Source organism: Nocardioides sp. URHA0032 (assembly GCF_000620645.1).
Classification (GTDB): Bacteria; Actinomycetota; Actinomycetes; order Propionibacteriales; family Nocardioidaceae; genus Nocardioides.
Genome location: NZ_KK211159.1, coordinates 517,668 through 543,501 on the forward strand (window position 1 = coordinate 517,668; position 25,834 = coordinate 543,501).

At 72.2% G+C, this 25,834-nt stretch carries 28 protein-coding genes; 15 read left to right on the plus strand and 13 right to left on the minus strand.

Annotation, left to right across the window (positions count from 1 at the left end; all coding sequences use genetic code 11):
• Nucleotides 1-25 precede the first annotated feature (25 nt).
• From N538_RS25880 to N538_RS0116215, 3 genes are read left to right on the plus strand one after another with little or no spacing between them, the layout of a single operon-like run.
• Nucleotides 26-1,426 carry an MFS transporter gene (locus N538_RS25880; RefSeq protein WP_036570777.1) on the plus strand — a complete coding sequence of 467 codons (1,401 nt, stop codon included), beginning with the start codon at nt 26-28 and terminating at the stop codon, nt 1,424-1,426.
• Complete coding sequence (locus N538_RS0116210) at nt 1,423-1,719, plus strand: hypothetical protein (protein ID WP_028638149.1); 297 nt, start codon at nt 1,423-1,425, stop codon at nt 1,717-1,719. Before N538_RS25880 ends, N538_RS0116210 begins: the two co-directional genes overlap by 4 nt.
• A complete protein-coding gene (locus N538_RS0116215) occupies nt 1,716-2,675 on the plus strand; it encodes an RNA polymerase subunit sigma-70 (protein ID WP_028638150.1) in 960 nt (319 codons plus the stop codon). The genes N538_RS0116210 and N538_RS0116215 overlap by 4 nt, the downstream gene beginning before the upstream one ends.
• A 6-nt stretch (nt 2,676-2,681) precedes the next feature.
• Here N538_RS0116215 and ppk2 read toward each other — a convergent pair whose 3' ends face one another.
• Complete coding sequence (gene ppk2, locus N538_RS0116220; protein ID WP_028638151.1) at nt 2,682-3,491, minus strand: polyphosphate kinase 2; 810 nt, start codon at nt 3,489-3,491, stop codon at nt 2,682-2,684.
• Between the two features lie 16 nt (nt 3,492-3,507).
• Here ppk2 and N538_RS0116225 point away from each other — a divergent pair, with 16 nt between their 5' ends.
• Nucleotides 3,508-4,689: a DUF480 domain-containing protein gene (locus N538_RS0116225; protein WP_028638152.1), complete on the plus strand. Its 1,182-nt coding sequence runs from the start codon at nt 3,508-3,510 to the stop codon at nt 4,687-4,689.
• A 5-nt stretch (nt 4,690-4,694) separates the two neighbouring features.
• On the opposite strand, the gene N538_RS0116230 is transcribed toward N538_RS0116225, so the two are convergent.
• Nucleotides 4,695-5,543, minus strand: coding sequence for a MaoC family dehydratase (locus tag N538_RS0116230; RefSeq protein WP_028638153.1), 849 nt, complete (start codon nt 5,541-5,543; stop codon nt 4,695-4,697).
• Nucleotides 5,543-7,222: a 3-oxosteroid 1-dehydrogenase gene (gene kstD / locus N538_RS0116235; protein WP_036570782.1), complete on the minus strand. Its 1,680-nt coding sequence runs from the start codon at nt 7,220-7,222 to the stop codon at nt 5,543-5,545. The genes N538_RS0116230 and kstD overlap by 1 nt, the downstream gene beginning before the upstream one ends.
• Nucleotides 7,223-7,256: 34 nt before the next feature.
• Here kstD and N538_RS0116240 point away from each other — a divergent pair, with 34 nt between their 5' ends.
• From N538_RS0116240 to N538_RS28060, 6 genes are all read left to right on the plus strand, one after another.
• Nucleotides 7,257-8,057, plus strand: coding sequence for a 2-keto-4-pentenoate hydratase (locus N538_RS0116240; RefSeq protein WP_028638155.1), 801 nt, complete (start codon nt 7,257-7,259; stop codon nt 8,055-8,057).
• A 4-nt stretch (nt 8,058-8,061) separates the two neighbouring features.
• Complete coding sequence (locus N538_RS0116245; protein ID WP_028638156.1) at nt 8,062-8,952, plus strand: acetaldehyde dehydrogenase (acetylating); 891 nt, start codon at nt 8,062-8,064, stop codon at nt 8,950-8,952.
• Nucleotides 8,949-10,046 carry a 4-hydroxy-2-oxovalerate aldolase gene (gene dmpG, locus N538_RS0116250; protein WP_081790526.1) on the plus strand — a complete coding sequence of 366 codons (1,098 nt, stop codon included), beginning with the start codon at nt 8,949-8,951 and terminating at the stop codon, nt 10,044-10,046. The genes N538_RS0116245 and dmpG overlap by 4 nt, the downstream gene beginning before the upstream one ends.
• A 54-nt stretch (nt 10,047-10,100) precedes the next feature.
• The gene (locus tag N538_RS0116255) at nt 10,101-10,493 is read left to right on the plus strand and encodes a DUF3054 domain-containing protein (RefSeq protein ID WP_051549363.1); all 393 of its coding nucleotides are present in this window, start codon (nt 10,101-10,103) and stop codon (nt 10,491-10,493) included.
• A gap of 195 nt (nt 10,494-10,688) precedes the next feature.
• The gene (locus tag N538_RS0116260; RefSeq protein WP_155992154.1) at nt 10,689-11,777 is read left to right on the plus strand and encodes a hypothetical protein; all 1,089 of its coding nucleotides are present in this window, start codon (nt 10,689-10,691) and stop codon (nt 11,775-11,777) included.
• A 206-nt stretch (nt 11,778-11,983) separates the two neighbouring features.
• Nucleotides 11,984-12,490 carry an SDR family NAD(P)-dependent oxidoreductase gene (locus tag N538_RS28060; RefSeq protein WP_197025366.1) on the plus strand — a complete coding sequence of 169 codons (507 nt, stop codon included), beginning with the start codon at nt 11,984-11,986 and terminating at the stop codon, nt 12,488-12,490.
• On the opposite strand, the gene N538_RS0116275 is transcribed toward N538_RS28060, so the two are convergent.
• Nucleotides 12,474-12,938 carry a hypothetical protein gene (locus N538_RS0116275; protein ID WP_028638161.1) on the minus strand — a complete coding sequence of 155 codons (465 nt, stop codon included), beginning with the start codon at nt 12,936-12,938 and terminating at the stop codon, nt 12,474-12,476. The two genes, N538_RS28060 and N538_RS0116275, sit on opposite strands and share 17 nt — an antisense overlap.
• Nucleotides 12,939-12,968: 30 nt before the next feature.
• Here N538_RS0116275 and N538_RS0116280 point away from each other — a divergent pair, with 30 nt between their 5' ends.
• Entirely contained in the window at nt 12,969-14,450 is a 1,482-nt protein-coding gene (locus tag N538_RS0116280; RefSeq protein ID WP_028638162.1) for an FAD-binding oxidoreductase, read from the plus strand.
• Here N538_RS0116280 and N538_RS25885 read toward each other — a convergent pair.
• Nucleotides 14,447-14,941 (minus strand): mismatch-specific DNA-glycosylase, encoded by a 495-nt coding sequence (locus N538_RS25885; protein ID WP_051549365.1) that lies wholly within the window; start codon nt 14,939-14,941, stop codon nt 14,447-14,449. The genes N538_RS0116280 and N538_RS25885 overlap by 4 nt on opposite strands.
• Nucleotides 14,942-14,989: 48 nt before the next feature.
• Nucleotides 14,990-16,243, minus strand: coding sequence for a M23 family metallopeptidase (locus N538_RS0116290; protein ID WP_155992158.1), 1,254 nt, complete (start codon nt 16,241-16,243; stop codon nt 14,990-14,992).
• A 197-nt stretch (nt 16,244-16,440) separates the two neighbouring features.
• Here N538_RS0116290 and hsaA point away from each other — a divergent pair, with 197 nt between their 5' ends.
• Genes hsaA through N538_RS0116310 form a run of 4 tightly spaced genes read left to right on the plus strand, consistent with a single transcriptional unit; the run spans nt 16,441 to nt 20,100 of the window.
• Nucleotides 16,441-17,607 (plus strand): 3-hydroxy-9,10-secoandrosta-1,3,5(10)-triene-9,17-dione monooxygenase oxygenase subunit, encoded by a 1,167-nt coding sequence (gene hsaA / locus N538_RS0116295; RefSeq protein WP_028638164.1) that lies wholly within the window; start codon nt 16,441-16,443, stop codon nt 17,605-17,607.
• A 10-nt stretch (nt 17,608-17,617) separates the two neighbouring features.
• A complete protein-coding gene (hsaD, locus tag N538_RS0116300; protein ID WP_028638165.1) occupies nt 17,618-18,517 on the plus strand; it encodes a 4,5:9,10-diseco-3-hydroxy-5,9,17-trioxoandrosta-1(10),2-diene-4-oate hydrolase in 900 nt (299 codons plus the stop codon).
• Entirely contained in the window at nt 18,514-19,416 is a 903-nt protein-coding gene (gene hsaC / locus N538_RS0116305; protein WP_155992160.1) for an iron-dependent extradiol dioxygenase HsaC, read from the plus strand. The genes hsaD and hsaC overlap by 4 nt, the downstream gene beginning before the upstream one ends.
• Before the next feature lie 27 nt (nt 19,417-19,443).
• On the plus strand, nt 19,444-20,100 hold the full coding sequence (locus N538_RS0116310) for a flavin reductase family protein (protein WP_231496246.1): 657 nt from the start codon (nt 19,444-19,446) through the stop codon (nt 20,098-20,100).
• A gap of 106 nt (nt 20,101-20,206) precedes the next feature.
• Here N538_RS0116310 and N538_RS0116315 read toward each other — a convergent pair whose 3' ends face one another.
• The 7 genes from N538_RS0116315 to N538_RS0116345 all read right to left on the minus strand — a co-directional run bounded on the left by N538_RS0116315 (nt 20,207) and on the right by N538_RS0116345 (nt 25,831).
• The gene (locus N538_RS0116315) at nt 20,207-20,965 is read right to left on the minus strand and encodes an alpha/beta fold hydrolase (protein WP_028638168.1); all 759 of its coding nucleotides are present in this window, start codon (nt 20,963-20,965) and stop codon (nt 20,207-20,209) included.
• Between the two features lie 52 nt (nt 20,966-21,017).
• On the minus strand, nt 21,018-21,185 hold the full coding sequence (locus tag N538_RS28590; RefSeq protein ID WP_155992162.1) for a hypothetical protein: 168 nt from the start codon (nt 21,183-21,185) through the stop codon (nt 21,018-21,020).
• 123 nt (nt 21,186-21,308) lie between these two features.
• Nucleotides 21,309-22,448 (minus strand): NAD(P)/FAD-dependent oxidoreductase, encoded by a 1,140-nt coding sequence (locus tag N538_RS0116325; protein WP_028638169.1) that lies wholly within the window; start codon nt 22,446-22,448, stop codon nt 21,309-21,311.
• 9 nt (nt 22,449-22,457) lie between these two features.
• Nucleotides 22,458-22,859 (minus strand): cupin domain-containing protein, encoded by a 402-nt coding sequence (locus tag N538_RS25890; RefSeq protein ID WP_036570785.1) that lies wholly within the window; start codon nt 22,857-22,859, stop codon nt 22,458-22,460.
• A 4-nt stretch (nt 22,860-22,863) separates the two neighbouring features.
• On the minus strand, nt 22,864-23,829 hold the full coding sequence (locus N538_RS0116335; RefSeq protein ID WP_028638170.1) for an acyl-CoA dehydrogenase family protein: 966 nt from the start codon (nt 23,827-23,829) through the stop codon (nt 22,864-22,866).
• Nucleotides 23,829-24,695, minus strand: coding sequence for an acyl-CoA dehydrogenase family protein (locus N538_RS0116340; protein ID WP_028638171.1), 867 nt, complete (start codon nt 24,693-24,695; stop codon nt 23,829-23,831). The genes N538_RS0116335 and N538_RS0116340 overlap by 1 nt, the downstream gene beginning before the upstream one ends.
• The gene (locus N538_RS0116345; RefSeq protein WP_028638172.1) at nt 24,692-25,831 is read right to left on the minus strand and encodes an acyl-CoA dehydrogenase family protein; all 1,140 of its coding nucleotides are present in this window, start codon (nt 25,829-25,831) and stop codon (nt 24,692-24,694) included. The genes N538_RS0116340 and N538_RS0116345 overlap by 4 nt, the downstream gene beginning before the upstream one ends.
• Nucleotides 25,832-25,834 lie beyond the last annotated feature (3 nt).

A 25,834-nucleotide genomic window follows, 5' to 3' on the forward strand; every position in this document is an offset into this window, starting at 1 on the left:
AGGCTGCCCCTTCCGGGAGGACACCATGCTCGACGCTCGACACCGCCGGTGGGTCATCGTGCTCACCTCGATCGGTTCCTTCATGGCCGCGATCGACACCCTCGTGGTCGCGACGGCCATCCCGACCATCCGGGGCGACCTGCACGCGTCGCTGCCGCAGCTCGAGTGGACCGTCAACGCCTACAACCTCAGCCTCGCCGTCCTCCTGGTCCCCGCCGCCGTCCTCGGCGACCGGCTCGGCCGGGCGCGCTGCTACGCGGCCGGCATCGGCCTGTTCGCCCTGGCCTCGCTCGGCTGCGCGGTCGCGGACGGAGCGGGCGTGCTGATCGCGATGCGCGCGTTCCAGGGCGCCGGTGGTGCGCTGGTGCTGACGCTCGGGCTCGCCCTGCTGACCGGCGCCTTCCCGGCGGAACGGCGCGGCCAGGCGGTCGGCCTGTACAGCGCGGTCACCGGCATCGCGGTCGCGTGCGGGCCGTTGCTCGGCGGCCTGGTGGTCGGCGGCCTCGACTGGCACTGGATCTTCTGGGTCAACGTCCCGATCGGGCTGGTCGCCGTACCGCTGGTGCTGCGGTACGTGCCGGAGGTACGGGTGCCGGACAGCACCCTCGACGTCCCGGGCGCGGCGCTGCTCGGTGCCGGCTGCTTCGCGCTGGTCTGGGCGCTGGTCCGCAGCGCGACCGAGGGCTGGAGCGCGCCCGAGGTGCTCGGGATCACCGGCACCGGCGTGGTCCTGCTCGGGTCCTTCGCGGCCTGGGAACGCCGGGCCGCGCACCCGCTCATCCCCGCGGCCCTGCTGACCAGGCGCGGCTTCTCCGCCGGCAACGTCGCCGCGTTCCTGACGTTGGCCTCGCTGTTCTCCGCAGTCTTCTTCTACGGGCAGCTGCTCCAGTTCGGGTACGGCGACAGCGCCCTCGAGGCAGGTGCGCGGCTGATGGCGTGGACCGGGACGTTCATCGTCGTGGCGCCGTTCGCCGGGGCACTGGCGGACCGGATCGGGGAGCGGCCACTGCTCGCGACGGGGCTCGCGATCCAGTCGCTCGCGATGCTGTGGTTCGCCACCACGGTCACCGCCGGCGGCGACTACCTCGATGCGCTCGGGCCGTTCGTGGTCGGCGGCATCGGCGTCTCGATGGCGGTTCCGTGCGGCCAGAGCGCGGTCGTCGGGTCGGTCGAGGACCGGGACGTCGGCACGGCGTCCGGGGTGAACGCCACGATGCGCGAGCTCGGTGGCGTGTTCGGCGTGGCGCTCACCGTGGCGGTGTTCGGGGCGTACGGCGGCTACGGGTCGCCGCAGGACTTCGTGGACGGCTTCCGGCCGGCCCTGCTGACCGCGGCGGGACTCTCGGCCCTGGGCGCGCTCACCGGGCTCGCCCTGCCCGCCCGCCGACGGTCCGTCGTCCCGGCGGTCGTGGCGGTGGCGTCATGAGCCGGATCATGGTGCGGTACCGGGTCCGGCCCGACGCCGCCGCGGAGAACGAGCGGCTCATCGGCGAGGTGTTCGAGGAGCTGGCCGCCGAGCAGCCCGAGGGGTTCACCTACCAGTCGATGGTGCTCTCCGACGGCGTGACGTTCGTGCACGTCGTCGACGGCGACAGCGCGGCGCTGCCGACCTCGGCGGCGTTCCAGCGGTTCGCGTCGACTGTCGGCGATCGGTGCGAGGATCCTCCCCAGCAGACATCGGTCCGGATCGTCGGCAGCTACGAGGGGAGGACGGCGTGACCGCCATCGACACCACGACGTTCGACGAGCTCGTCGCACCGCTGCGCCCCGGCCTGCTGCTGCACTGCTACCGGATGCTCGCGTCGTCCCACGACGCCGAGGACGCCGTGCAGGAGACGTTGCTGCGCGCGTGGCGGAGCATCGACCGGTTCGAGGGCCGCAGCGCCCTCAACACCTGGCTGGTCACCATCGCCACGAACGTCTGCCTCCGCGAGATCGAGCGCCGGGGCCGCCGGCTCCGGCCGGTGGACCTCTCGCCCGCGGGAGACCCCGTGGCCGGCCTCGGCGCGCCCCTCACCGAGACGGTCTGGCTCGACCCGCTCCCGGCGGCCGGGCTCACCTGGTCGGCGACCCCGGCCGACGCGGTCTACGAGCAGAAGGAGGCGGTCGAGCTCGCGTTCGTCGCCGCGCTCCAGCACCTCCTGCCGCTGCAGCGCGCCGTGCTCGTGATGCGCGACGTCCTGGCGATGTCGGCTGCCGAGGTCGCCACGGCGCTCGAGACGTCGACGGCCGCGGTCAACAGCGCGCTCCAGCGCGCCCGGGCCGGGATGCAGGAGCGGCTGCCGGACCGCAGCCAGCAGCGCGTGCTCCGCGACCTCGGCGACGAGACCGTCCGGGCCAGGGTCGGGGCGTTCGTGGCGGCGTGGGAGCGCGCGGACGTCGACGCCGTGGTGGCGCTGCTCGCCGACGACGCCGTGATCACGATGCCGCCGTACGCCGAGTGGTACGCCGGCCGGGAGGATCTCCGCTGGTTCCTCTCGCACGTCCCGCTGCAGCCGGGCCGCCGGTGGTCGTGCACGCCGACCCTCGCCAACGGGCAGGTCGCCGTCGAGAAGCGGCTCTGGGACGACGGGATCGGCGCGCTCCTCTCGCACAGCGTCAACGTGCTGACGTTCGACGACCGTGGCGACATCCTGCGGATCGACGCGTTCCTGGACCCGGAGCTGGTGCGCTGAGGACGGTCACTCGCCGACCAGGGTCGCCACGTGGTCGGGCACGTAGGTCGCCTGGTCGCGTGGCGGCCGTTCGTACCCGGTGCCCGGCGGCCGCTCCGGCACCTCGATCTCCGGCTGGTCGACCTGGGTGTAGGGGATCGTGGAGAGGAGGTGGGCGATCATGTTCAGCCGCGCCTCCTTCTTCACGTCGCCCTCGACGACGTACCACGGCGCCTCCGGGATGTCGGTGTGCGTCATCATCTCGTCCTTGGCGCGCGAGTAGTCCTCCCAGTGGGTGATCGACTCGAGGTCGGTCGTGGAGAGCTTCCAGCGGCGCATCGGGTCGTCGATCCGGCCTCGGAACCGTCGCTGCTGCTCCTCGTCGCTGACCGAGAACCAGTACTTCCGCAGCATGATCCCGTCCTCGACGAGGAGCCGCTCGAAGGTCGGGCACTGGTGCAGGAACCGCCGGTGCTCCTCGGGCGTGCAGAAGCCGAGCACGTGCTCGACGCCGGCGCGGTTGTACCAGGACCGGTCGAACAGCACGACCTCGCCGCGGGCCGGGAGCTGCTCGACGTACCGCTGGAAGTACCACTGCCCGCGCTGCCGCTCGCTCGGCGTCGGGAGCGCCGCGATGCGGACGACCCGCGGGTTCAGGTACTGCGTGATCCGCTTGATCGCCCCACCCTTGCCGGCGGCGTCGCGGCCCTCGAAGACCACGACCACGCGCTCGCCCTCGGCGCGCACCCACTCCTGGACCTCGACCAGCTCCTGCTGGAGCCGGAACAGCTCGGCCTCGTAGGCCGCCGACCCCAGGCGCTTGCGCTGCTTGCCCATGGGGCAGCCTAGGCACGTGACCGACCTCCCCGTGCTCGATCCCGAGGAGCAGCGGGTCCTGGGCAGCCTGCTGGAGAAGCAGCTGACCGTCCCCGCGACGTACCCGCTCACCCTCAACGCGCTGCGGACGGCGTGCAACCAGAGCAACAACCGGGACCCGGTCACGGAGTACGACGAGCAGACCGTCGAGCAGGTCGGTCGCCGGCTCAAGGACCGCGGGCTGGTCCGGATCGTGTGGTCGGCCAGCGGCCGGCGCACGCTGAAGTACCACCAGGTCCTCGACGAGGTGCTCGACCTGGCCGAGGACGAGCGCGCCCTGGTCACGGTGCTGCTGCTGCGCGGTCCCCAGGCGCCGGGCGAGCTGCGCACCCGCACGGACCGGCTGCACGCCTTCGCCGACCGGACGGCCGTCGAGGAGACGCTGGGCCGGATGGGCGCTCGTGGCCTGGTCCGCGAGCTGCCCCGGCGCGGCGGCGACCGCGACAGCCGCTGGACGCACCTGCTCGGTGCGGACCCCGCGCCCGAGGAGCCGAGTTCCACGGTGGAGGTCGCGCGAGGCGTGGAGCGGGACGACCGCGTCCGGGCCTCCTACGACGCGGTCGCGACGGCGTACGCCGACAGCCTGCTCACCGAGCTCGCCGGGCTGCCGTTCGAGACCTGGCTGCTGGACCGGGTCGCCGCGCACGCCGACGGCGGCCCCGTCGTCGAGGTCGGCTGCGGGCCCGGGCACGTGACGGCGTACCTCGCCGCGGCCGGCGCCGCCGCGATGGGCATCGACCTGTCGCCGGGGATGGTCGCCGAGGCCCGGCGCCGGTTCCCCGACGGCACCTACGAGGTCGGTGACCTGCGCACGCTGATGCGGCCGACGACGGCGGCCGGCTGGGCGGCCGTGCTCGGCTGGTACTCGCTGATCCACCTGGCACCGTCCGAGCTCCCGGCCGCGATCGAGGCGCTGGCCCGGCCGCTCGACGCAGGCGGCTGGCTGGTGCTCGCGATGCACGCCGGCACCGAGGTGCGCCACCACGACGAGTGGTTCGACGCCCCGATCGACCTGGACTTCGTCCACCACCAGGAGGACGAGGTCGTCGCGCTGGTGCGGGCGGCCGGCCTGGTCGACGTCGAGTGGTACCGCCGGGGCGCCCTCGAGCACCGCGGGGAGACCTCGAACCGCCTCTACGTCCTCGCCCGCAAACGTTGAGACGGTCAGGCGAGGGTGAGCAGGACGTCGGCGAGGACGGGGGCGCCGTCGCGGTCACCGCCGGCGACGCTCGCGGCGGCCAGGATCCGGCCGTCCTCGCACCAGCCGCGGACCCGGATGGTCTCGCCGGGGTAGACGACGCCGGCGAACTTCACGCCGAAGCCACCGACCCGCGCGGCGTCACCGTCGAGCAGCGTGTCGGTGAGCGTGTGGAGCACGATGCCGTACGAGCAGAGCCCGTGCAGGATCGGCGCCGGGAACCCGGCGGACTTCGCGAAGTCCGGGTCGGCGTGCAGGGGGTTGCGGTCACCGCACAGCCGGTAGAGCAGCGCCTGCTGGGGGAGTACGTCGTACGTCGTGTCGACGTCCGGGTCCCGATCGGGCAGCTCGAGCGGCGTCGCGCTGCCGCGGTCGCCGCCCCACCCGCCCTCGCCGCGCACGAAGATCGAGGAGCGCGTGGTCCACAGCCGCTCACCGGAGGGCGCGGTGGCGACGCCCTCCTGCCAGATGACAGCGGCCCTGCCCTTGTCCCAGATCTCGCTGATCCGGGTGGTCACGCTGGCGGCTCCCGACGTCGGCGGCGGCGCCTCGACGGAGATCGACTGGGAGCCGTGCACGACCTGGGCGAGGTTGATGTCGCACCCCGGCAGGTCCAGCGGCGGCGGGTCGGTCATGTGGAAGGTCGGCGCGACCACGCCGAAGGACGGCAGCACCTGCAGCGCCGGACCCTCCAGCGTGTACGAGAGGTCGGTGGCGCCGATCGCGAGGTGGTAGAGCAGCACGTCGCTCTCGGTCCAGGAGAACTCGGTCGTGCCGAGCTCGGCGCCGATCGCGACGTCCGGGTCGATGGGCATCAGGCGCTCTCCTGCGAGATGGTCTCGGCGGCCAGGTAGCCGAAGGTCAGGGCGGGACCGATGGTGGCGCCGGGGCCGGCGTACGTGCGGCCCATGACGGCCGACGAGCAGTTCCCGGCGGCGTACAGCCCCGCGATCACCGAGCCGTCCGGCCGGAGCACCCGCGCCCGCTCGTCGGTGACGAGGCCACCCTTGGTGCCGAGGTCGCCGGGCACGATCCTCACGGCGTAGAACGGCCCGTCGTCGATGGGGTGCAGTGACGGGTTCGGCTTCACGGTGGGGTCGGAGTAGTACTTGTCGTACGCCGACTCCCCGCGGTGGAAGTCCTCGTCGATCCCGGCCCTCGCGAAGCCGTTGAAGCGGGTCACCGTCTCGGTGAGCGCGCCGGGCGGCAGGTCGATCTGCTCGGCGAGCTCCTCGAGCGTCGCGGCCTTCCTCACGGTGCCGTTCTTGTACCAGCGGCCGGGGAAGGGCTGGCGCGGCGAGAGCCCGGCGAACAGGTAGCGGTTGCGGTAGCGCTGGTCGATGACCATCCAGGCAGGCACATGGCCGACGCCGGTGGCCTCGCCCCTGTAGATCTCGTGCACCGCCTCGACGTACGGCAGCGCCTCGTTCATGAACCGCCGGCCGGCCTGGTTGACGATGATCGACCCGGGCAGGTTGCGCTCGGCCAGGCAGAACCACGGGCCGGACGGCAGCGGGATCGTCGGCCCCCACCAGGCGTCGTCCATCAGGTCGACCTGCGCACCCGCGGCGATGCCGGCGAGGACGCCGCCGCCGGTGTTGAACTGCGAGCCGGTCGTCCAGTCGACGGAGGTGGGCTGCGGCTGGTACTTCTCGCGCATCTCGAGGTTCTTCTCGAAGCCGCCGCTGCCGAGGATCACCCCGCGGCGGGCGCGGACCACGACCTCGGCGCCGTCGCGCCGCACGCGTACGCCGACCACCCGACCGTCCTCGAGGACGAGGTCCAGGAGCTCGGTGTCGTAGTGGACGGGTACGCCGGCGTCCATCAGGCCCTTGCGCAGGCCGATCGCGATCGCGTTGCCCATCGCGAACATCTTCTGGCCGCGGACCAGGCTCACGACCCGCCGGACCAGCACCTTGAGCATCGTCAGCGGGCCGCGGACGGTGCGCAGCCCCAGGCTGATCTTCCGGTAGTCGGCCTGCGTCACGATCAGGTTCGCCGGCGCCTTGGTGTACTGCGGATGCAGCCGCTCCAGCTCCTCGCCGAGGAACCGGGCATCCATCGGGATCGGCTCCGCCGACCGGCCCGCGGCGCGGCCGCCGGGCGCCTCCGGGTGGTAGTCGGCGTACTGCGGGACCCAGGTGAACCGCAGCGGCGTCCGCTCCTTGATGAAGTCCAGGACCTCGGGGCCGCGGTCGAGGTAGGTGTCGCGCCGGACCTTCGGGACGACGTCGCCGACGATCGAGTCGAGGTAGAGCCTCGAGAGCTCCGGGTCGTCGCCCTGCCCGGCGGCTCTCAGCGCGTAGTTGTTGGGGATCCAGACGCCCCCACCGCTGCGTGCGGTCGACCCGCCGAAGTACGAGCTCTTCTCGAGGAGGACGGTGTCGAGGCCGCGCGCGGCGGCCGCGAGCGCGGCCGTCATGCCGGCACCGCCGGCGCCGACGACCACAACGTCGACGCTCTCCGATTCCCGGGGAGGAAGGGGGGTCGTCATGGCCAGAAACTGTAACAGGTTCTACTATCGTCACGTGACGTCCCAGGACTCGATCTCCGCCGCCGTGCGGCGTCTCTCGGAGGCGCAGGCGACCCGCATGCCGTGTGCTCCGGTGCGTGACCTGATCGGCACCGACGACCTCGACGCGGCGTACGCCGTGCAACAGGGTCTCGTGCAGGCGCGGATCGCCGGGGGAGCGCGCGTCGTCGGCCGCAAGATCGGCGCGACCTCGGAGGCCGTGCAGACCCAGCTCGGCGTCGACCAGCCGGACTTCGGCTACCTTCTCGACGACATGGACGTCTCCCCCCGGGACGGCCGGAGCGGCCCGATCTCGATGCGCACGCTCCTGCAGCCCCGGGTGGAGGCCGAGGTCGCGTTCGTGCTGGCGCGTGACATCGACGACGAGGACATCACGCTGGACGTGGTGCGGGACGCGGTGGACGTCGCGCTGCCGGCGTTGGAGATCGTCGACTCGCGGATCGCCGACTGGCGGATCGGCTTCACCGACACGGTGGCCGACAACGCGTCCAGCGGGCTGTTCGTCGTCGGCGCCGACGGGCAGAAGCTGGATGACCTGGAGCCCCGCGACGTCACGATGTCGCTGACCATCAACGGCGAGGAGCGCTCGGCCGGCACCGGCGCCGCGTGCCTGGGTGACCCGCTCGAGGCGCTGCGCTGGCTCGCCGTGCAGGCCCAGCGGTTCGGCGACCCGCTGCGCGCCGGCCACCTGATCCTGTCCGGGGCCCTGGGCCCGTTCGTGCCGTTCGCCCCGGGGGACCGGGTCGAGGCGACCATCAGCGGCTTCGCGCCGCTCCGCGTCACCTTCGAGGAGTGACTGGATGTCCAAGAAGACAGCTGCCATCGTCGGACCCGGCAACATCGGCACCGACCTGATGTACAAGCTCCTCAGGTCCGAGCTGATCGAGCCACGCTGGATGATCGGTGTCGACCCGTCCAGCGAAGGCCTGCGGCTGGCGACCGGGGAGGGGCTCGAGGCCAGCCACGAGGGCGTCGACTGGCTGCTCAAGCAGGACGAGCTGCCGGACCTGATCTTCGAGGCGACCTCGGCGTACGTGCACCGCGAGTACGCGCCGCGCTACGAGGAGGCCGGCATCCGGGCCGTCGACCTGACGCCGGCTGCCGTCGGTCCGGCCGTGATCCCGCCGGTGAACGGCGAGGAGCACGTCGGCGCGATGAACGTCAACATGATCACCTGCGGCGGCCAGGCGACGATCCCGATGGTCGCGGCCGTCTCCCGGGCCGCCACCGTGTCGTACGCCGAGATCGTCGCCTCGGTCTCGTCGGTCTCCGCCGGGCCGGGGACCCGCGCCAACATCGACGAGTTCACGCGAACGACCGCGGCCGGCGTCCAGTCGATCGGGGGCGCCCAGCAGGGCAAGGCGATCATCATCCTCAACCCCGCCGAGCCGCCGATGATCATGCGCGACACGATCTTCTGCGCCGTACCACCGGACGCCGACCGGGACGCGATCGTGGCGTCGGTCGTCGCGATGGAGAAGGCCGTGCAGGAGTACGTGCCGGGCTACCGGCTGCTGCAGGAGCCGCAGATCGACGACCCGTCGCCCGCGACCCGCGGCCAGACCAAGGTGTCGATCTTCGTGGAGGTGGAGGGCGCCGGCGACTACCTGCCGCCGTACTCCGGCAACCTGGACATCATGACCGCCGCCGCCACGCAGGTCGGCGAGAACATTGCGAGGGCGATCGCATGACCGACATCAACGCACTCACCCGCACCTGGTCCGGCACCCACGGCACCGAGCCGTGGGGCGCGCTCGACCTGCGACTGACCGACACGTGCCTGCGCGACGGGTCGCACCACAAGCGACACCAGTTCACCGCGCAGGAGTGCCATGACATCGTCGAGGCGCTCGACGCCTCCGGCGTGCCGGTCATCGAGGTCACGCACGGCGACGGCCTCGGCGGCTCGTCGTTCAACTACGGCTTCTCCAGGACGTGGGAGCAGGAGCTGATCCGGATCGCGGCCGAGACCGCGAAGCGCGCGAAGATCGCGTTCCTGATGCTGCCCGGTGTCGGCACCAAGGACGACATCCGTGCGGCCCAGGAGAACGGCGGCCAGATCTGCCGGATCGCCACCCACTGCACCGAGGCGGACGTCTCGATCCAGCACTTCGGGCTGGCGCGTGAGCTCGGGCTGGAGACCGTCGGCTTCCTGATGATGAGCCACACCCAGCCGCCCGAGGTGCTCGCGAAGCAGGCCCGGATCATGGTCGACGCGGGCTGCCAGTGCGTGTACGTCGTCGACTCCGCCGGCGCGCTGATCATGGAGCAGACCGCGGACCGGGTCGCCGCGCTGGTCGCCGAGATCGGCGACGTGGCCGACGTGGGCTTCCACGGCCACGAGAACCTCGGCCTCGGCGTCGCCAACACGATCATCGCGGCCCGCGCGGGCGCGACCCAGATCGACGGCTCTGTCCGCCGCTTCGGCGCCGGTGCCGGCAACACGCCGCTCGAGGCGTTCATCGGCGTCTGCGACAAGCTCGGCTGGGAGACCGGCGTGGACTTCCTCCAGATCGTCGACGCCTCCGAGGACGTCATCAAGCCGGCGATGCCCGAGGAGTGCCAGCTGGACCGGATGACGCTGATGATGGGGTACGCCGGGGTCTACTCCTCGTTCCTCAAGCACGCCGGCAACGCCGCCGACCGGTACGGCGTCTCCGGCGCGAAGATCCTGCTCGAGGCCGGCCGCCGCAAGCTGATCGGCGGCCAGGAGGACCAGCTCATCGACATCGCGCTGATGCTCAAGGCCGATCAGGAGAAGGAAGCGGCGAACTCCACGGCGTGAGGAGACGTCTCGCCCGGTTGTCGCGCCGCGACCGGTGCCTGCGACCCTGAGGGCGTGACCCCGACCGGGCTGCGGCCCACCACCCGATGGCTGTGGCCGCTCATCGCCGATCTCGCGTGCGTGCTCGCCCTCGCGCTCGGCGGCAAGAGCTCGCACGAGGCGAGTGACTCCGACTGGGTCGTGCTCGTCATCGTGTGGCCCTTCGCACTGGCCGTCGGCCTGGCGCACGTGGTGCTGGCCCGGCGTGGCCGTCCCGCGGGTCCGCTCTGGCCCGAGGGGGTCCTGGTCCTCGCGGTCACCTACGGGCTCGGCATGCTCCTGCGTGGACTCTCCGGCCGCGGTCTCGCTCCCGGCTTCCTCGTCGTGGCTGCGGTGTTCCTCGCGGTGACGATGCTGGGTTGGCGGGTCGTGGTCGGGCTCGTCGTGCGACGCGGTCGTGTGACGTAGGAGCTTGCGCCCGAACCCTGCCGCGACCGGCGGGCCCGGGTGTTGCCAGCGAGCTCGCGTCCCTCACCAGGGCGTTTCGCTCTGCGCGTGCGGCGGGCACACTGGATGCCCGATCACGAGGCACCTCGTGTGCCCCGACAGTGGAGCGTCCACATGTCCGCCCCAGCGCCTCCTCCCACTCCGGCTCCCGCTCCGGTGGGTCCGCCGACCGTGCCACCGGTCGCGCTGCGGACGTACACGGCGATCCGCATGGGCGTGGTCGTCGTCATCGTCGCCTTGGCGTTCGCGGTGTGGCGGGAGATCGTGAACGACCCCGAGGGGTGCGTCCAGCGATCATTGAGCGCGTACTACTACACACCGGTCCGGCCGGTGTTCGCCGGCGCGCTGATCGTGATCGGGTTCTCGATGGCAGTCATGTGGGGCAAGACGTTCCTCGAGGACGCGGCGTTGAACCTCGCGGGGCTGCTGCTGACCTTCGTGGCGCTGAATCCCACGTTGGACGCGGCCTACTGCAACATCGATGAGGCGACGGCGGGAGGGACGGCTCCCCACAGCGACGAGACCCACAAGATCACGCCCAGCGAGCTGATCGATGCCAACGCTTCCACCATCAGCCGCGGAGTCTTCACCCTCCTCGTCGCGCTGACTGCGCTCCTGATCGTGATTGCGATCGCCGGCGAGGTGGTGCGTCGCCGGGCGGAACGGGACGCCAGGGCCTTCCCGTCGGGCCTCGTGAAGAACTACCGGATCACGTGGGTGCTGGCTGCCTCGGCCGTTGTCGTGTACTGGGTGCTGTTCCTGGACGCCAACAACCGGCTCTCCTTCTCGGCGGACGGACCGACCGGCACGGCGAACGAGGGCAGCTGGTTCTACCACGGCGCGCACGGATGGTCGGCGAACATCGCGGTCATGCTCGTCTTCATCGCGGTGGTGGCAGCCGCTCGGGAGAAGCTGCCTCCGGCTCCGGCCCAGCCGTCCTCACCCTGGTGGCACGTCTGGGTCTGGCTGATCCGAGCGGCGAAGTTCGCCTGGCGGAACAAGAATCCGCTGACCTGGGAGGTCTGGTCGAACACGTGGGCGTGGATGTACACGACGTGTGCGATCGCGATGGCGGTCGTCGCCGTCGTGGTGAAGGCCGGCGACAAGCTCGGTCTGTTCTCGTGGTGGCCGTGGGTCGATGAGCACGCCACGTTCGTCGTGGAAGCGATCCTGATCACCCTCATCGGCGTGTTCTGGATGATCCAGACGTTCGATCGGCGGAGGGAAGGAGCTCCTCGGTACTGACCGACCCTGCGGACGCGCGATGGAGGGCGAGGGGCAGGAACTCGCCTCGCGGTCGCCGTACCCGGGCGACCCAACTCGTCGACGATGCCGCCCGGTCTCAGCGCCGCGTCTGATTCTCGCCAGCATCCGCCGCGTCCGCTTGATGGGCTTGCTCCACGTGGCCGCTCGACACGACGGTCGCGAAGCCATGGAGAGAGGACCTGATCGTGAAGATCGCGCTCGTCACCGGCGCCAACCGAGGGATCGGTCTGGCTGCCGCTCGGCGGCTCGCACGCGAATGCGGCCACGTGATCCTTGCCGCCCGGAAGGCCGACGCCGCTTCCGAGGCGGCAGATCGGCTGGTGCGTGAGGGGTTCTCATCGAGCGGCATCACCATGGACGTCACCGACCGGGCGTCTGTGCGTGCTGCCGCTGTTGAGGTCTCCGAGCGGTTCGGGCATCTCGACGTGCTGGTCAACAACGCGGGGATCCTGCCCGAGGCAACCAACCCGGAGCCGCAGGAGGTGCTCGACCTGGCGATGTTCGAGCAGACCTACCCGGGCCGCGACCCTCAGCACCGACGACCCGACCGGAACGTTCATCGACGCCAACGGGCGCGTGAAGTGGTGAGACCACGCCGGCGTCTGGTCAGCCGCCATCCGTGCCCGTCCCCCCGGCGTGCTGTTCCGCGGCGGACGTCAGGCGTCCGCCTGCGGGTCAGTACTCGCCCTTGATCACGAAGAACGAGCCCCGGATCGTGCCGGCCAGCTTCGACTTCTGGCGGGCGAACTTGAACCGGTCCGCGAGCTCCTCGGGGACCTCCATGCCGTCGGAGAGCTTGAACCCGACGGCGCGCTTGCCACCGTCGGCGACCGTGTACATCACGTTGATCGAGAGGCCGGACCGGTAGAAGACGTAGGCCATCCGGATGCCGTCGACCTCGAAGGCCGTCGCCTCGAGCGGGGGTGAGCTGATGACGAGGTCGCGCTCCTCGGCGAGGATCCGGTGCACGTACTCGACGACCTCGGCCGCCTCGTCCGCCGGCTCGACGGTGAAGACGTGGTCGTACTTGTTCTTGAAGTACCGCGCCTCGTTGGCCCGCAGGCCGGCGAGGGCATCGGCGACCGGGGACGACTCCAGCCCGGTCGTGGAGACATCCACGAAGTCGACGACGTAGCTCATGGCGCCACGCTAGTGGCTAGCGTGGGCGGCGTGACGGGTTGGACACGACGGGCGGTCCTCGGCGCGGGCGCCGTCGGGGCGCTGTCGGCGTGCTCGTCGGACGGCGACCGTCCGTCGCCGTCGCCCACCCCGAGCGGGTCCTCGCCGACGACGAGCGGCAAGATCCGCTGGGGCCGCCTCGAGCGGTCGGTCCGGGGCACGCTCACGCGCCCAGGTGACCCGGCGTACGACCAGGTCCGCCTGCTCCAGAACCCCCGGTACGACGGCGAGCACCCGCTCGCGGTCCTCTCGGTGGCGTCGGAGCAGGACGTCGCCACGGGCCTGATCTTCGCGCGTGACCACGACGTCCCGGTCGCGCTGAGGTCGGGCGGGCACAGCTACCCCGGCTGGTCCGGCGGCGGTTCGCCGCGCGCTCTCGTGCTCGACTGCCGGCCGCTCGACCAGGTGCAGCTGGACGGGGCGACGGCCACCGTCGGGGCGGGTGCCGCGCTCGCGCACGTCTACGAGGAGATCGGCCGGCGGGGGCGGGCGATCGCGGCCGGCTCCTGCGCGACGGTCGGCATCGCTGGGCTGACGCTCGGCGGCGGGGTAGGCGTGCTCACCCGCGCCCTCGGGCTCGCCTGCGACGCGGTCACCTCGATGCGGGTGGTGACCGCGGACGGGAAGCTGCGCACCGCCACCGCCGACGAGGAGCCCGACCTGTTCTGGGCGCTGCGCGGCGGCGGCGGGGGACACCTCGGCATGGTCACGTCGTTCGTCCTCGACACGGTCGCCGCGCCGACGATCAGCTCGACGTTCCTCTCCTGGCCGTTCCCGGCCGCGGCGCAGGTCGTCGAGGCGTGGCAGCAGTGGGCGCCGACGGCCGACGACCGGCTCTGGTCGACCCTGAAGATGCTGGGCGGCGCCACGCACCCGGGCGAGCCGACGCTGCTTCTCTCGGGCACCTGGACGGGACCCACGGCCGAGCTCGACGGCCAGCTCGCCGGCCTTCTCGACCACGTGCCGAGCCCGAGCGTCCGCTCCGACCATGTCCGCGGCTACCTCGAGGCGATGCAGGCGTACGCCGGCTCGGGGGAGCGCGAGTCGCTCGCGGCCACCTCGCACGTGATGTACGACGCGCTCGACGACGACGGGATCGCGGACCTGCTGGACCAGGTGCGGGCCGCGCAGTCCTCCGGCCTGAAGGAGGCCGGCATCTCGATGGACGCGCTGGGCGGCAAGGTCGCCGACCTGGCGCCGGCGGACACGGCGTTCGTGCACCGCCGGGCACTCGCGACGGTGCAGTACACGGCGACGTTCCCGCCCGGCAGTCCGAGGTCCGCCGACGACTACGTGCGCGGCTTCCGTGCGGCGATGCTGCCGCACTGGGGCAACCACGCCTACGTCAACTACGCCGACCCGACGATCGAGGACTACCTGACGGCGTACTTCGGTGCGAACGCCGACCGGCTCACCCGGGTGCGCGGGCAGTACGACCCGGACGGCTTCTTCACCCAGCCCCAGGGCTTCTAGCCGGCGAGCGCGGCGAGGTCGCGCCACCACGAGAGCCGGTTCGGCCGCCCGTCGTAGTCCTTGCGCTGGTTCGCCCCGCTCACGCCGGGCAGGACGAACACCTGGGCCGGGCCGAGGAACCAGTCGGCCGGGCCCAGCCCGGGACGCCGTACGCCGAGCGCCCGGGCCGCCTCGTGAGCGACCGTCTTGCTGGTGAACGCGAGCCAGTCGGGCCGCCAGCCCTCCAGCTTCTCCACGAGCGCGTCGATCTCGACCCAGCGCGGGTCCCAGTGCCCGACCAGGTCGGTCAGGCCCAGGCCCAGCTCGGCGACCCGGGCGTCCTCGTCGGGCCGCAGCCGCCGCGGCGCCAGGCCACTCAGGTGCAGCGACTCCCAGAAGCTGTTGCCGGGAGTCTCGTAGTAGTGGTCGCGCAGCCTGGTGCTCTCCGCGCCCGCCAGCCCGCAGAAGACGATGCGCGGCTCGGGCGCCACGATGTCGGGCAGGACCTCCACCCGGACAGCGTCTCAACCGGACCAAGGGCGTGGGTACGCCGGCACCGGTCAGGCCGGGTACGCGCCCGTCGCCAGGAGCCACGCGCGGGGATCGGTGTCGTCCTCGTAGATGCTGCCGCCGAAGGGATGCACTTCGAAGTGGAGGTGGCAACCGGTGGCGTTGCCCTCCTGGCCGACCCGGCCGATGGGGGCGCCCGACACGACGGGTTGGCCGTCGGCGACCTCGAGAGCCTGCAGGTGGGCGTACCAGGTGGTGAGCGACCCGGTCGCCGTGCTGACCATCACGAGCCAACGACCCGACCAGGCCTGGTCGGTGCGGACCATCACGGTCCCGCCGTTGGCGGCGACGACGAGCGAGCCGCAGGCCGCGGCGAGGTCGTCACCGGTGTGGGTGGACTGCCAGCGACCGCTCCGGGCTCCGAAGTTGTCGAGGTCTCGGAACGGCGTGCCTGGCGCGAGGGGGAACGTGATCGCCCCGCGGTACCCGTCGGCGAGGGCGTCGCGCACGACGCGGTCCTCGCGTGCGAGCTCCGCGAGCTCCGACTGCGCCGAGCGCACCTCCAGGAGGACGGACCGGTGCGCCCGGTCCGCCGCGGCCAGCGCCTCGCGGGCGGCTCCCAGTCGCCCGTCCGCCTCCCGCGCCGCCACGTCGAAGGCGAGCTCGGCGACCGCGAGCTCATCCCGGGACCGGTCCGCGGCCTCGACGGCGGCGACCTGGCTGCGGCCGAGCTCCTCCAGGCGGGTCAGGTCCTCGAGGACGCTCGCGTCGTCCGCGGTCAGCGCTGCCGCGACCGGCGCGAGCTGCGTCATCGTGTAGCTGCCGGTGAGCGCCGAGACGAGGACGTCGCGGTCATGACGGTACTGCTGCTGAGCGGCACCCAGGGCAGCCCGCGCCGCCCGCAGCTGCGCGTCGGCCGCGCGTGCCGCGGCGCCGGCCGCCCACGCGGCCTCCTGCGCCGCGTCGTACGCCGTCGTGCGGTCTCGCAGCCGGGTGGCGAGGTCGGCCAACCGTTGCCGGGCGGCGGCCGTGCCCGCGCTGTCGGTCGGGTGGGGTCGCAGGAGGCGGGGGGAGACGTGCCAGGTGGCCGCGGCCGCGACCGTGCGGGCCAGGACCTGTGCCTGTCTCCGGTCGGCCGAGCGGGAGGCGGCCGGGACCAGCGCCGTCATGCTGTCGGCCGGTGCCAGCTGGAGTGCGATCCGCTGGGCGTGCGCGGGCCCGGCCGCCGCCCCCACCGTCACGACGGCGACGACGGCCGCACCTGCACACACGCGCGCCGCGGCGCGCTTCCCCCGATTCCCCACGCTGGACAGCGAACGGCGTCGGCGCCGCCGCTGGTGGTTGCGCCCGGGGCGTCTCCCCAAAATTGGTGGTGCGGAAGGACCCGATCACCCCCTCTGGTCCAGTCCACCCCGGGCCGAGCCCGACGAGGCCCCGCGTCTGGCCCGAAACGAGAACGTGTTCTAGTATCGACCTGTCCGTACACGTGACAGGAGATGCGATGTCCCAGGCTGTTCTCGACGGCGTCCGTGATCTGCTCCCCGGTATCCGGGAGCGGGCCGACGAGGCCGAGCGACTTCGCGTGGTTCCCGAGGCCTCGATCAAGGAGCTGGAGGAGGTCGGGTTCTTCCGGCTGCTCCAGCCGCGCCGCTTCGGCGGCCACGAGGCCGACCCCGTCGACTTCTACACCGCCGTCCGCGACATCGCGGGCGCCTGCGGCTCGACCGGCTGGGTCTCCAGCGTGGTGGGCGTGCACCCGTGGCAGGTCGCGCTGTTCGCCGACGAGGCGCAGCAGGCCGTCTGGGGTGCCGACACCACGACCCGGCTGAGCTCGTCGTACGCGCCGACCGGCAAGGCGGTGCTGACCGAAGGCGGCTACACGCTCTCCGGCAAGTGGAGCTTCTCGTCCGGCTGCGACCATTGCAGCTGGGTGCTGCTGGGCGGGCTGGTGTTCAACGCGGACGGCAACGTCGTGGACTTCAAGACCTTCATGGTGCCGCGCGAGAACTACACGATCGTGGACGTCTGGAACGTCGTCGGCCTGGCCGGCACCGGCTCGAACGACATCGTGGTCGAGGACGTGTTCGTGCCGGAGGCCTTCACGCTGTCGATGAGCGACACCGGCCGGTGCTTCGGCCCGGGCCAGGAGCAGAACACCTCCGACCTGTACAAGCTGCCGTTCCACTCGATCTTCACGGGCACCATCACCACGCCGATCATCGGCATGGCGGCGGGCGCGTACGCCGAGCACGTCGACATGCAGCAGAAGCGCGTGCGGGCGGCGTACCTCGGTGAGAAGGCGTCGCTCGACCCGTTCGCGGCGGTCCGGATCGCGAAGGCGTCCTCCGAGATCGACGCCGCGTGGGCGCTGCTGGTCAACAACATCCGCGAGGAGCAGGCCTGCGTCGCGCGCGGCGAGAAGATCCCGCTGCAGCTGCGGCTCAAGGTGCGCCGCGACCAGGTGCTCGGCACCCAGCGCGCGATCGACGCGATCGACTCGCTCTTCGAGGCGTCCGGCGGCCGGGCGCTCGCGACCGGCTCCTACCTCCAGCGGGCCTGGCGCGACGCGCACGCCGGCCGGGTGCACGCCGCGAACGACCCGGAGCGGGCGTTGCAGATGTACGGCGCCCACGAGTTCGGGCACAAGGTCGACCCGGGGATGTACTGAGTTGGCCGACATGGTGACGATCACCAAGGAGAGCGTCCGGCGATCCGCCAACGCGAAGGACATCACGCTCACCTACTACGAGGCCGGCCCCGCGTCGACGGAGCCGACCGGCCCGGGCGGTGGACTGCCACTCGTCATGCTGCACGGCGGTGGGCCGGGGGCATCGGCGTGGTCGAACTTCGGCAGCGCGCTGCCGACGTTCGCCGCGTCGTTCCGGACCCTGCTCGTGGACCAGCCCGGCTTCGGCGGCTCCGACAAGCCGCCGGTCGTCGGCAACTTCTACCGCCACGCCGCCGACCACGTGGTCGCGCTGCTCGACGAGCTCGGCATCGAGCGCGTCCACCTGCTCGGCAACAGCCTCGGCGGCGGTACGGCGATGCGCCTGGCGCTCACCTACCCCGACCGCGTCGGCCGGCTGATCCTGATGGGCCCGGGCGGCCTGTCGCTCAACCTGTTCCACGCCGACCCGACCGAGGGCGTGCAGCGGCTGATGGACTTCGCCGCCGAGCCGACCCGCGAGAACCTCCGCGCGTTCATCTCGACCATGGTCGTCAACCAGGAGCTGGTGACCGACGAGCTGGTCGAGGAGCGGTTCGCGGACGCGACGGCGCCCGGCGCGCAGGACGCGATGCGCTCGATGGGCATGTCGTTCTGGAACCCGGACACCGCCGAGGACGGCATGCTGTGGCGCGAGGCGCACCACCTGCGCAAGCACACGCTGCTCACCTGGGGCCGCGAGGACCGGGTCAACCCGCTCGACGGGGCCTTCACCGCGCTCAAGCTGATCCCCAAGGCGCAGCTGCATGTCTTCCCCAACTGCGGGCACTGGGCGCAGATCGAGGCGGCGGATGAGTTCGCCGAGATCTCCACCGCGTTCCTGGCCCGCCATGTCGAGAGGAGCCGCGCGTGAGCATCGACGTCAAGTCCATGGGCTATGTCCGGGTCGCCAGCACGGACCTCGCGCAGTGGGAGACCTTCGCCGGCAAGGTCCTGGGGCTGGCGAAGGGCCGCGGGCCGAACCCTGACCACCAGTACTGGCGGATCGACGAGGTCTCCGCGCGACTGGTCGTCGTACCGTCCGACGTCGACCAGCTCGACTGCGTGGGCTGGGAGCTCGCCGACCACCGCGCCCTGCAGGAGGCGCGGGAGCACCTCCAGAAGGCCGGCGTCGACTTCGAGGAGGGCACGAAGGAGGAGCTCGACGAGCGCCGCGTCCAGGAGCTGATCCGCTTCTCCGACCCGTTCGACAACGTCTTCGAGCTGTTCCACGGCATCACCTACGAGTCGCGGCCGGTCGTCACGCCGTACGCCGCCACGTTCGTCACCGGCGACCAGGGCATGGGCCACATCGTGCTCCCGGTCCTCGACGACGTGGAGGCGCTCCGCTTCTACACCGACGTGCTGGGCTTCCGGCTGCGTGACTCGATGAGCATGCCGGGGGAGTTCGTCGGCAAGGAGCCGGGCTCGAAGGTCTGGCTGCGGTTCCTCGGCGTGAACCCGCGGCACCACTCGCTGGCGTTCCTGCCGATGCCGAACCCGGCCAAGTGCGTGCACATCATGCTCGAGGTCGACGAGCTCGACCACGTCGGTCGAGCGCTGGAGCGGGTGCGCAAGCACCAGGCGCCGCTGTCGGCGACCCTGGGGCGGCACATGAACGACGAGATGGTCTCGTTCTACGTGAAGTCGCCGGGCGGCTTCGACGTCGAGTTCGGCACCGACGGCCTCACCGTCGACGACGCGCGCTGGGTGGCGCGGGAGTCGACCGCGGTGTCGTACTGGGGCCACGACTTCGGTGCTGGAGCCCAGTGACTTCCGACGCGGTGGAAGACTGACGTCATGGCCTCGGACCGTGGAGCTTCGGACGATGAGATCCCCGACGGGATGAGCCCGGACGCGCGGGAGACCTGGCCGAGCCCCGAGCTGATCAACTCCTGGCTGGGCGACCAGGACATCGACTTCGAGTTCCGTCCGGGTGAGGACGTCGCTGTCCACGACGACCCCGAGCACGTCGCCGCCGCGCGGCGCTTCCGCGACGTCCTGGGCCGGTTCGCCTCGGGCGTCACCGTCGTCACCGGTACGTCGGGCGGCGAGCCGGTCGGCCTGACCTGCCAGTCGTTCTCCAGCGTGTCGCTCGAGCCCCCGCTGGTGGTCTTCATCCCGGCGAAGTCCTCGCGGGCATGGCCGCTGATCCAGCGCTCGGGCAAGTTCTGCGTGAGCTTCCTGGCCGCCGACCAGGCCGAGCTGTCGAACACGATGGCCAGCCGCGGCGTCGACAAGTTCGCCGACGTGAAGTGGACCCCGTCGCCGGAGACCGGCTCGCCGATGCTGGACGGCGCGCTCGCCCGGGTCGACTGCACCATCCACGCGGTGCACGAGGCCGGCGACCACTACGTCGTGATCGGGCGGGTCGTGGACCTCGCGATCCAGGACGACGGCGACCGGGACCCGCTGCTGTTCTACCGCGGCGAGTACCGGACCACCGGTCCGCGTTGAGGCGGCTGTTCGCCGTCGAGTGACGTGAGATGGCTCCAAAACGGGCCGTTCTCCAGCCTTTTCGCGTCACTCGACGACCCCGGCGCAGCCGGGCACTGGTTCCGGGTCAGGCGAGCGCGTCCAGCAGGAGCGTGGTGACCTCGTCCGGCCGCTCGAGGTTGGGCAGGTGACCCGCCCACGGCAGCACGGTGCGGCGCGCGTCAGGAAGTCTCTGCGCAAGAGCGTCGGCCACCAGCGCGAAGTAGTCGAGGTCACGAGCCCCGCTGACGACGTACGCCGGCATGGTGGCCCGCGTCAGGTCGATGGGGGGACCCGGCTCGCTGGGCACGTCGTCGCCGGCAGCGAGCTGGACCTCGAACGCGGTGCGCTGCATCTCGCGGACCAGCGTCCGCGTCGCGGTGCTCGCCTCCGGCCCGAGGAAGGTCTCGACGTTGAGCTCCACCGCACCGGTGACGTCACCCGCCTCCAGCAGCGCCTCCTCGCGCTCGGCGAACGCCCGCGCCGCCGGTGTCGGGTCGACGTCGTCGGCATCAGCGCACAGCAGCACCAGCCGGCTGACTCGGCCCGGCCATGCCGAGGCAACCTGCTGGGCGATCACGCCGCCGGCCGAGGAGCCGACCAGGGCCGCCTCCTCGATACCGAGCTCGTCGAGCAGGCCGATGACGTCCTCGGCGTCGGAGTAGGCGGCAGACGGTTCCGTGGGCAGCGGGCTTCGGCCCCAGCCGCGCCGGTCGTAGCGGACCACGCGGTGGTGGCTGGCGAGCGCCTCCCACTGCGGATCCCACTGCCGCAGATCGGTGACGCCGGAGTGGAGGAGGAGGACGGTCGGGCCCCGGCCCGCGGTCTGGTGGTGAAGAGGGCTCATTGCCGAGAGCATCTCGGACAACGCGCTCCCTCGGCCACTCGTTTAGACCCGGTCAGTACGACGGCAGCCGGTCCGCGTCGCTCTTGGCGAACCCCGTCCACGTCGTACGACGCGGGTTGGCGACGGTGGCCGGTGCCTGCTCCTGGCGGTCGCCGACGCCGTCGAAGTGCGGCTCGAGGTGCAGGTCGAGGTCCGACGGGTTGGTCATGAAGGTCGTCATGGCGACGACGCTAGGAGTGACGGGTGTGACTGAGGAGGTTTCCGCCCGAACCGGGCCGATCGGTCCAGAGCGGTCGGTAACGAGTGGTCCACGAGACGTGCACAGCCCCGGAACAGCCCTTGACTACGGGCGCCAGTCGCGCCCGAACCAGCGCCGTACCCGGTCCGTCCCGAACGCCGCCTTGTCCGCCGCGAGCGCCCGACTGGGGCCTTCCAGCGCGCCGGTCGGCGCCTGCCCGCTCAGGAACGTCACGTCGACCTTGCCGACCTCGCCGCCGCCGAACTCCAGGTAGCAGATGCCGTGGCCGTCGTACGTCGCCGCGGACGACTCGCCGCGCGCCCGGGCGACCAGCTGGGCCGCCACCACTGCCGCCTGGCCCTCCGCGAACACACCCGCCTTCGGCGTGCCGACGCTGGTGACGTCGCCGACGGCGTACACGTCCTCGAAGCGGGTCCGCAGGGTCGAGGGGTCGACCGGGATCCAGCCGTCCTCGGTGAGCCCGGCCGCGACCACGACGTCGGGAGCGCGGTGCACGGGGACGCCGAGGAACAGGTCGAACGCGAGCTCGGCGCCGTCGGCGAGGACGGCCACCCGGCGCTGGGGGTCGAGCGAGCGCACCGTCGCGCCCGGGTGCCAGGCGATGCCGCGCTCGGCGAACTCCGCCAGCAGCGCGGCCGAGGCGGACGGCGACGGCGGGATCGGCGCGCCGAGTGGCATCGCGAGCGAGACGGTCGAGACGTCCAGCAGGCCGCGCCGGCGGAGGTGGTCGTGGACCAGGAGCGCCGTCTCGCTCGGCGCCGGCGGGCACTTGAACGGCGTGGACGTGACGGCGACGACCACGCGCCCGCCGGGGAAGGCGTCGATGACGTGGCGGAGCGCGAACGCCCCGGCGACCGTGTAGAACTCGTGGCCGGCCTCGAGCAGCCCGGGCGTCGCCTCGGGGTGCAGGTCCGCGCCGAGCGCGACGACCAGGACGTCGCCGTCCAGCGAGCCGGCGTCGGTCTCGACGCGGCGGGTGACCGGGTCGATCGACGTGACGGTGGCCTGGACGAACCGGACGCCGTTCGGGACCCGGTCGGCGTAGCGGTGCACGACGTGCTCGGCGGTCGCCCGGCCGAACATCACGTCGAGCTTGGAGTACCCGAAGACGAAGCCGTCGGCCCGGTCGACGAGGGTCACCTCGACGGCAGCGCCGAGCGCCCCGTCGAGTGCCGTGGCCAGCTCGAGCCCACCGAAGCCGGCCCCCAGGATGAGGACACGCATGACTGGACGCTAGTGGTCGCGACGGTGCGGCGCAGGCGCTTCGGCGACGTTGACGGTCGGGGTCCCGCCGCCGACCCGGGCGATCACGGCGAGCGACGGCTCGCCGGCCGGGTTGCTCTCGCGATGGACCGTGTACGCCGGCACGTGCACGAAGTCGCCCGCGACCGCGTCCAGGTAGCCCTCGTGGCCCTCGAACTCGAAGCGCAGGACCCCGCGCACGACGTACAGGCTCGACTCGTTGCGGTCGTGGTGGTGCCAGCCGGACACCGCACCGGGCGCCGTCTCGACCTGCCCGGCCCACAGCAACGGCAGCTCGAACGCGCGCTCGCGGTCCATGCCCGGCGTCGGGTCGGCCGGCACCAGGTCCGCGGGACCGAGGACGCGCACCGGCCGGGGGAGCTCGAGACCCATGGCCTCAGAGTGTCACGCGGGCGCGGTGCTCGCGGGGCGATCCGTACAGCTGGCCGAGGGCGTGCGCGCGCTTGAAGACCAGGTGCGCGTCGTGCTCCCAGGTGATCGCGATGCCGCCGTGCAGCTGGATGGTCTCGCCGGCGATCGTGGCGAGCGCCTCGCAGCAGTAGGACTTCGCGACGTGGGCGAGCTCCTCGGCGTCGTCGGCGTGCGTCGCGACGGCGTATGACCCCGCCCAGGACGCCGACCGCGACATCTCGGCCAGCACCAGCATGTCCGCCATCCGGTGCTTGAGCGCCTGGAAGGACCCGATCGGCCGGCCGAACTGCACCCGCTCCTGCGAGTAGGCCACCGTCATGTCGAGGGCGCGCGCCGCGCACCCGGCGGCCAGCGCGGCACAGCCGACCGCACCGACCAGGCGCGCCCGGTCGCGGGCCGCCGGGCCGTCACCGATCCGGGTGCTCGTGCCGCCCGTCACCGTCGCGAGACGGATCGTCTGGTCCATGCTCGGGACCCAGGCGCGCTCGGCGTCCTCGACCTCGAAGAGCCCGTCGTCCGTGGCGACCACGACGATGCTCGCGAGGTCACCGTCCAGCACGGGGCCGGCATCGTCCAGGGCTCCGTCGACGAGCGCCGCGACCTCGCCGGCCGCGATGCGGGGGAGCAGCCGGGCCTTCGCGTCGTCGTCCGCGCCGGCCAGCAGCGCCTCCGCGGTCACCACCGAGCTGAGCAGCGGCGACGGGACGAGCGAGCGGCCGATCTCCTCCAGCACGACGGCCGCCTCGAAGAGCGAGGCGCCGAAGCCGTCGTGCTCCTCCGGGACGGCGAGGGCGGCCACCCCGATCTGGTCGCACAGCGTCTGCCAGAGCTCCTCGTCGTACCGCTCGACCCGGGGGTCGCCGCGCCTGTCGAGCAGCGAACGCACCGTCGAGGCCAGCTCCTGCTGCTCCTCCGAGAGCGCGAACTCCATCAGAGCAGCCCTGCCAGGACCCGGCCGCGGTGGTACGCCGGGGTGCCCCAGGCCGTCACCAGCGCGCGCACCTTGGTCAGCCAGATGCTCAGGTCGAACTCCTGGGTGTAGCCGATCGCGCCGTGCACCTGCAGCCCCGTGCGGGACGCGAGGTACGCCGCGTCCCCCGCTGACACCTTCGCGGCCGAGGCCGGCACCTCGCCGAGCGCCGCGCCCAGCACGAGCGGACGGGCGAAGTCGAGGGCGATGCGGACGTCTGCGAGCGCGTGCTTGATCGCCTGGTAGGACCCGATCTCGCGGCCGAACTGCTTGCGCTGCTGCACGTACGTCACCGAGTCCGCGAGGATCCGCTCGCCGGCGCCGAGCAGCTGGGCCGCGGTCGCGAGCACGGCCAGGTCGAAGGCCTCCTCGTGCACCTCGCCGTCGCCGCTGACGGGGAACAGGTGCCGGGTGCGGTCGACCGAGCCGACCCGCTCGCCGACGGACGTCGCGGGCGACGAGCCGACGTACACCCGGTCGGCGACGTCGGCGTCGAGCGCGTACGGCACGTGTGGCGGCAGTGCCACGGTGGCCACCCCGTCGACCTCGCGCCCCAGCGCCACCGGGAGGTACGCCGCGGACTCGACCCACGGGCCGGGCACGGCGTGCCGGCCGAGTGCTTCGAACGCCAGGCAGACCTCGACCGGCGTCGCGTCGGTCGCGAGCGAGGTGACGCCGAGGTCGGCCAGCCGGGCCCAGAGCTTCAGGCCCGGGCCGTGGTCGTCCTCCGCCCACGCCCGCGCGGCGCCGACCGGGTCGGCTGCGGAGAGCAGGCTCTCGAGCGCGGCGGCGAAGTCGCGCTGGTCGTCGTCGAGCTCGAACCTCACCCGCGCACCTCCCGAGGCAGGCCGAGGATCCGCTCGGCGACGATGTTGCGCTGGACCTCGTTGGTGCCCGCGTAGATCGGCCCGGAGAGCGAGAACGTGTAGCCGTCGAGCCACCTCGACCCGACCTCGGCCTCCGGCCCGAGCAGGTCGAGCGCGGTCTCGTGAAGGGCGACGTCCAGCTCGGACCAGAACACCTTGTTGACCGAGCCGGCGGCGCCCATGTCGCCGCCTCCGGCCAGGCGGGTGACCGTCCCCCAGGTGTAGAGGCGGTAGGCCTGCGCACCGAGCCAGGCGTCGACGACACCGTCCCTGAACGCCGGGTCGGGGCGCTCGCGGTAGAGGTCGACCAGGCGGTCGGCGGCGGCGCAGAAGCGGCCGGGGGAGCGCAGCGACAGCCCGCGTTCGTTGCCGGCCGTCGACATCGCGACCCGCCACCCGTCGCCGGGGGCGCCGAGCACGTCGGCGTCGGGCACGAACACGTCCTCGAAGAAGATCTCCGCGAACCCGGCCTCGCCGTCGAGCTGGGCGATCGGGCGGACGGTGATGCCGTCGGCGTCGAGGGGGAAGAGGAAGTACGTCAGGCCGTGGTGCCGCTGGGCCTCCGGGTCCGAGCGGAACAGCCCGAACCCCCAGTGCGCGAACGTCGCCCGGGAGGACCAGGTCTTCTGGCCGTTGAGCACCCAGCCGCCGCGTTCGTCGTCGCGACGTGCGGTCGAGCGGAGCGAGGCGAGGTCGGACCCGGCCTCGGGCTCGGACCAGCACTGCGCCCAGACCTGCTCCCCGGTCGCCATCGACGGCAGGAACCGGTCCTGCTGGTCCGGGGTGCCGTGGTCGAAGAGGATCGGCGAGAGCAGGAAGATGCCGTTCTGGCTCACCCGGCCGGGCGCACCGGCGCGGTAGTACTCCTCCTCGAACACCACCCACTCGACCAGCGACGCCTCACGGCCGTGGTGCGCCTCGGGCCACGACACCACCGACCACCGGGCATCGGCGAGCTTGCGCTCCCACGCCTGGTGGGCGAGGAAGCCCTCGGCGGTGTCCATCGAGGGCAGCGGCTCGCCCGGCACGTTGGCCGCGAGCCACTCGCGTGCCTCGGCCTGGAAGGCGAGCTCCGACTCGCTCAGCGTCAGGTCCATCCC

Excerpts from the sequence above, each read along its gene's own strand:
- N538_RS0116310 (WP_231496246.1), top strand. The coding sequence starts at position 19,444 with ATGGCCTCGGACCGTGGAGCTTCGGACGATGAGATCCCCGACGGGATG.
- N538_RS0116210 (WP_028638149.1), top strand. The coding sequence starts at position 1,423 with ATGAGCCGGATCATGGTGCGGTACCGGGTCCGGCCCGACGCCGCCGCG.
- N538_RS25890 (WP_036570785.1), bottom strand. The coding sequence starts at position 22,859 with ATGGGTCTCGAGCTCCCCCGGCCGGTGCGCGTCCTCGGTCCCGCGGAC.
- N538_RS0116230 (WP_028638153.1), bottom strand. The coding sequence starts at position 5,543 with ATGCCCATCGACCCGGACGTCGCGATCGGCGCCGAGCTCGGCACGACC.
- dmpG (WP_081790526.1), top strand. The coding sequence starts at position 8,949 with ATGACCGACATCAACGCACTCACCCGCACCTGGTCCGGCACCCACGGC.
- N538_RS28590 (WP_155992162.1), bottom strand. The coding sequence starts at position 21,185 with ATGACGACCTTCATGACCAACCCGTCGGACCTCGACCTGCACCTCGAG.
- N538_RS0116245 (WP_028638156.1), top strand. The coding sequence starts at position 8,062 with ATGTCCAAGAAGACAGCTGCCATCGTCGGACCCGGCAACATCGGCACC.
- N538_RS25880 (WP_036570777.1), top strand. The coding sequence starts at position 26 with ATGCTCGACGCTCGACACCGCCGGTGGGTCATCGTGCTCACCTCGATC.
- N538_RS0116315 (WP_028638168.1), bottom strand. The coding sequence starts at position 20,965 with ATGAGCCCTCTTCACCACCAGACCGCGGGCCGGGGCCCGACCGTCCTC.
- kstD (WP_036570782.1), bottom strand. The coding sequence starts at position 7,222 with ATGACGACCCCCCTTCCTCCCCGGGAATCGGAGAGCGTCGACGTTGTG.
- N538_RS0116325 (WP_028638169.1), bottom strand. The coding sequence starts at position 22,448 with ATGCGTGTCCTCATCCTGGGGGCCGGCTTCGGTGGGCTCGAGCTGGCC.
- N538_RS0116345 (WP_028638172.1), bottom strand. The coding sequence starts at position 25,831 with ATGGACCTGACGCTGAGCGAGTCGGAGCTCGCCTTCCAGGCCGAGGCA.
- hsaA (WP_028638164.1), top strand. The coding sequence starts at position 16,441 with ATGTCCCAGGCTGTTCTCGACGGCGTCCGTGATCTGCTCCCCGGTATC.
- N538_RS0116335 (WP_028638170.1), bottom strand. The coding sequence starts at position 23,829 with ATGGAGTTCGCGCTCTCGGAGGAGCAGCAGGAGCTGGCCTCGACGGTG.
- ppk2 (WP_028638151.1), bottom strand. The coding sequence starts at position 3,491 with ATGGGCAAGCAGCGCAAGCGCCTGGGGTCGGCGGCCTACGAGGCCGAG.
- hsaD (WP_028638165.1), top strand. The coding sequence starts at position 17,618 with ATGGTGACGATCACCAAGGAGAGCGTCCGGCGATCCGCCAACGCGAAG.
- N538_RS0116275 (WP_028638161.1), bottom strand. The coding sequence starts at position 12,938 with ATGAGCTACGTCGTCGACTTCGTGGATGTCTCCACGACCGGGCTGGAG.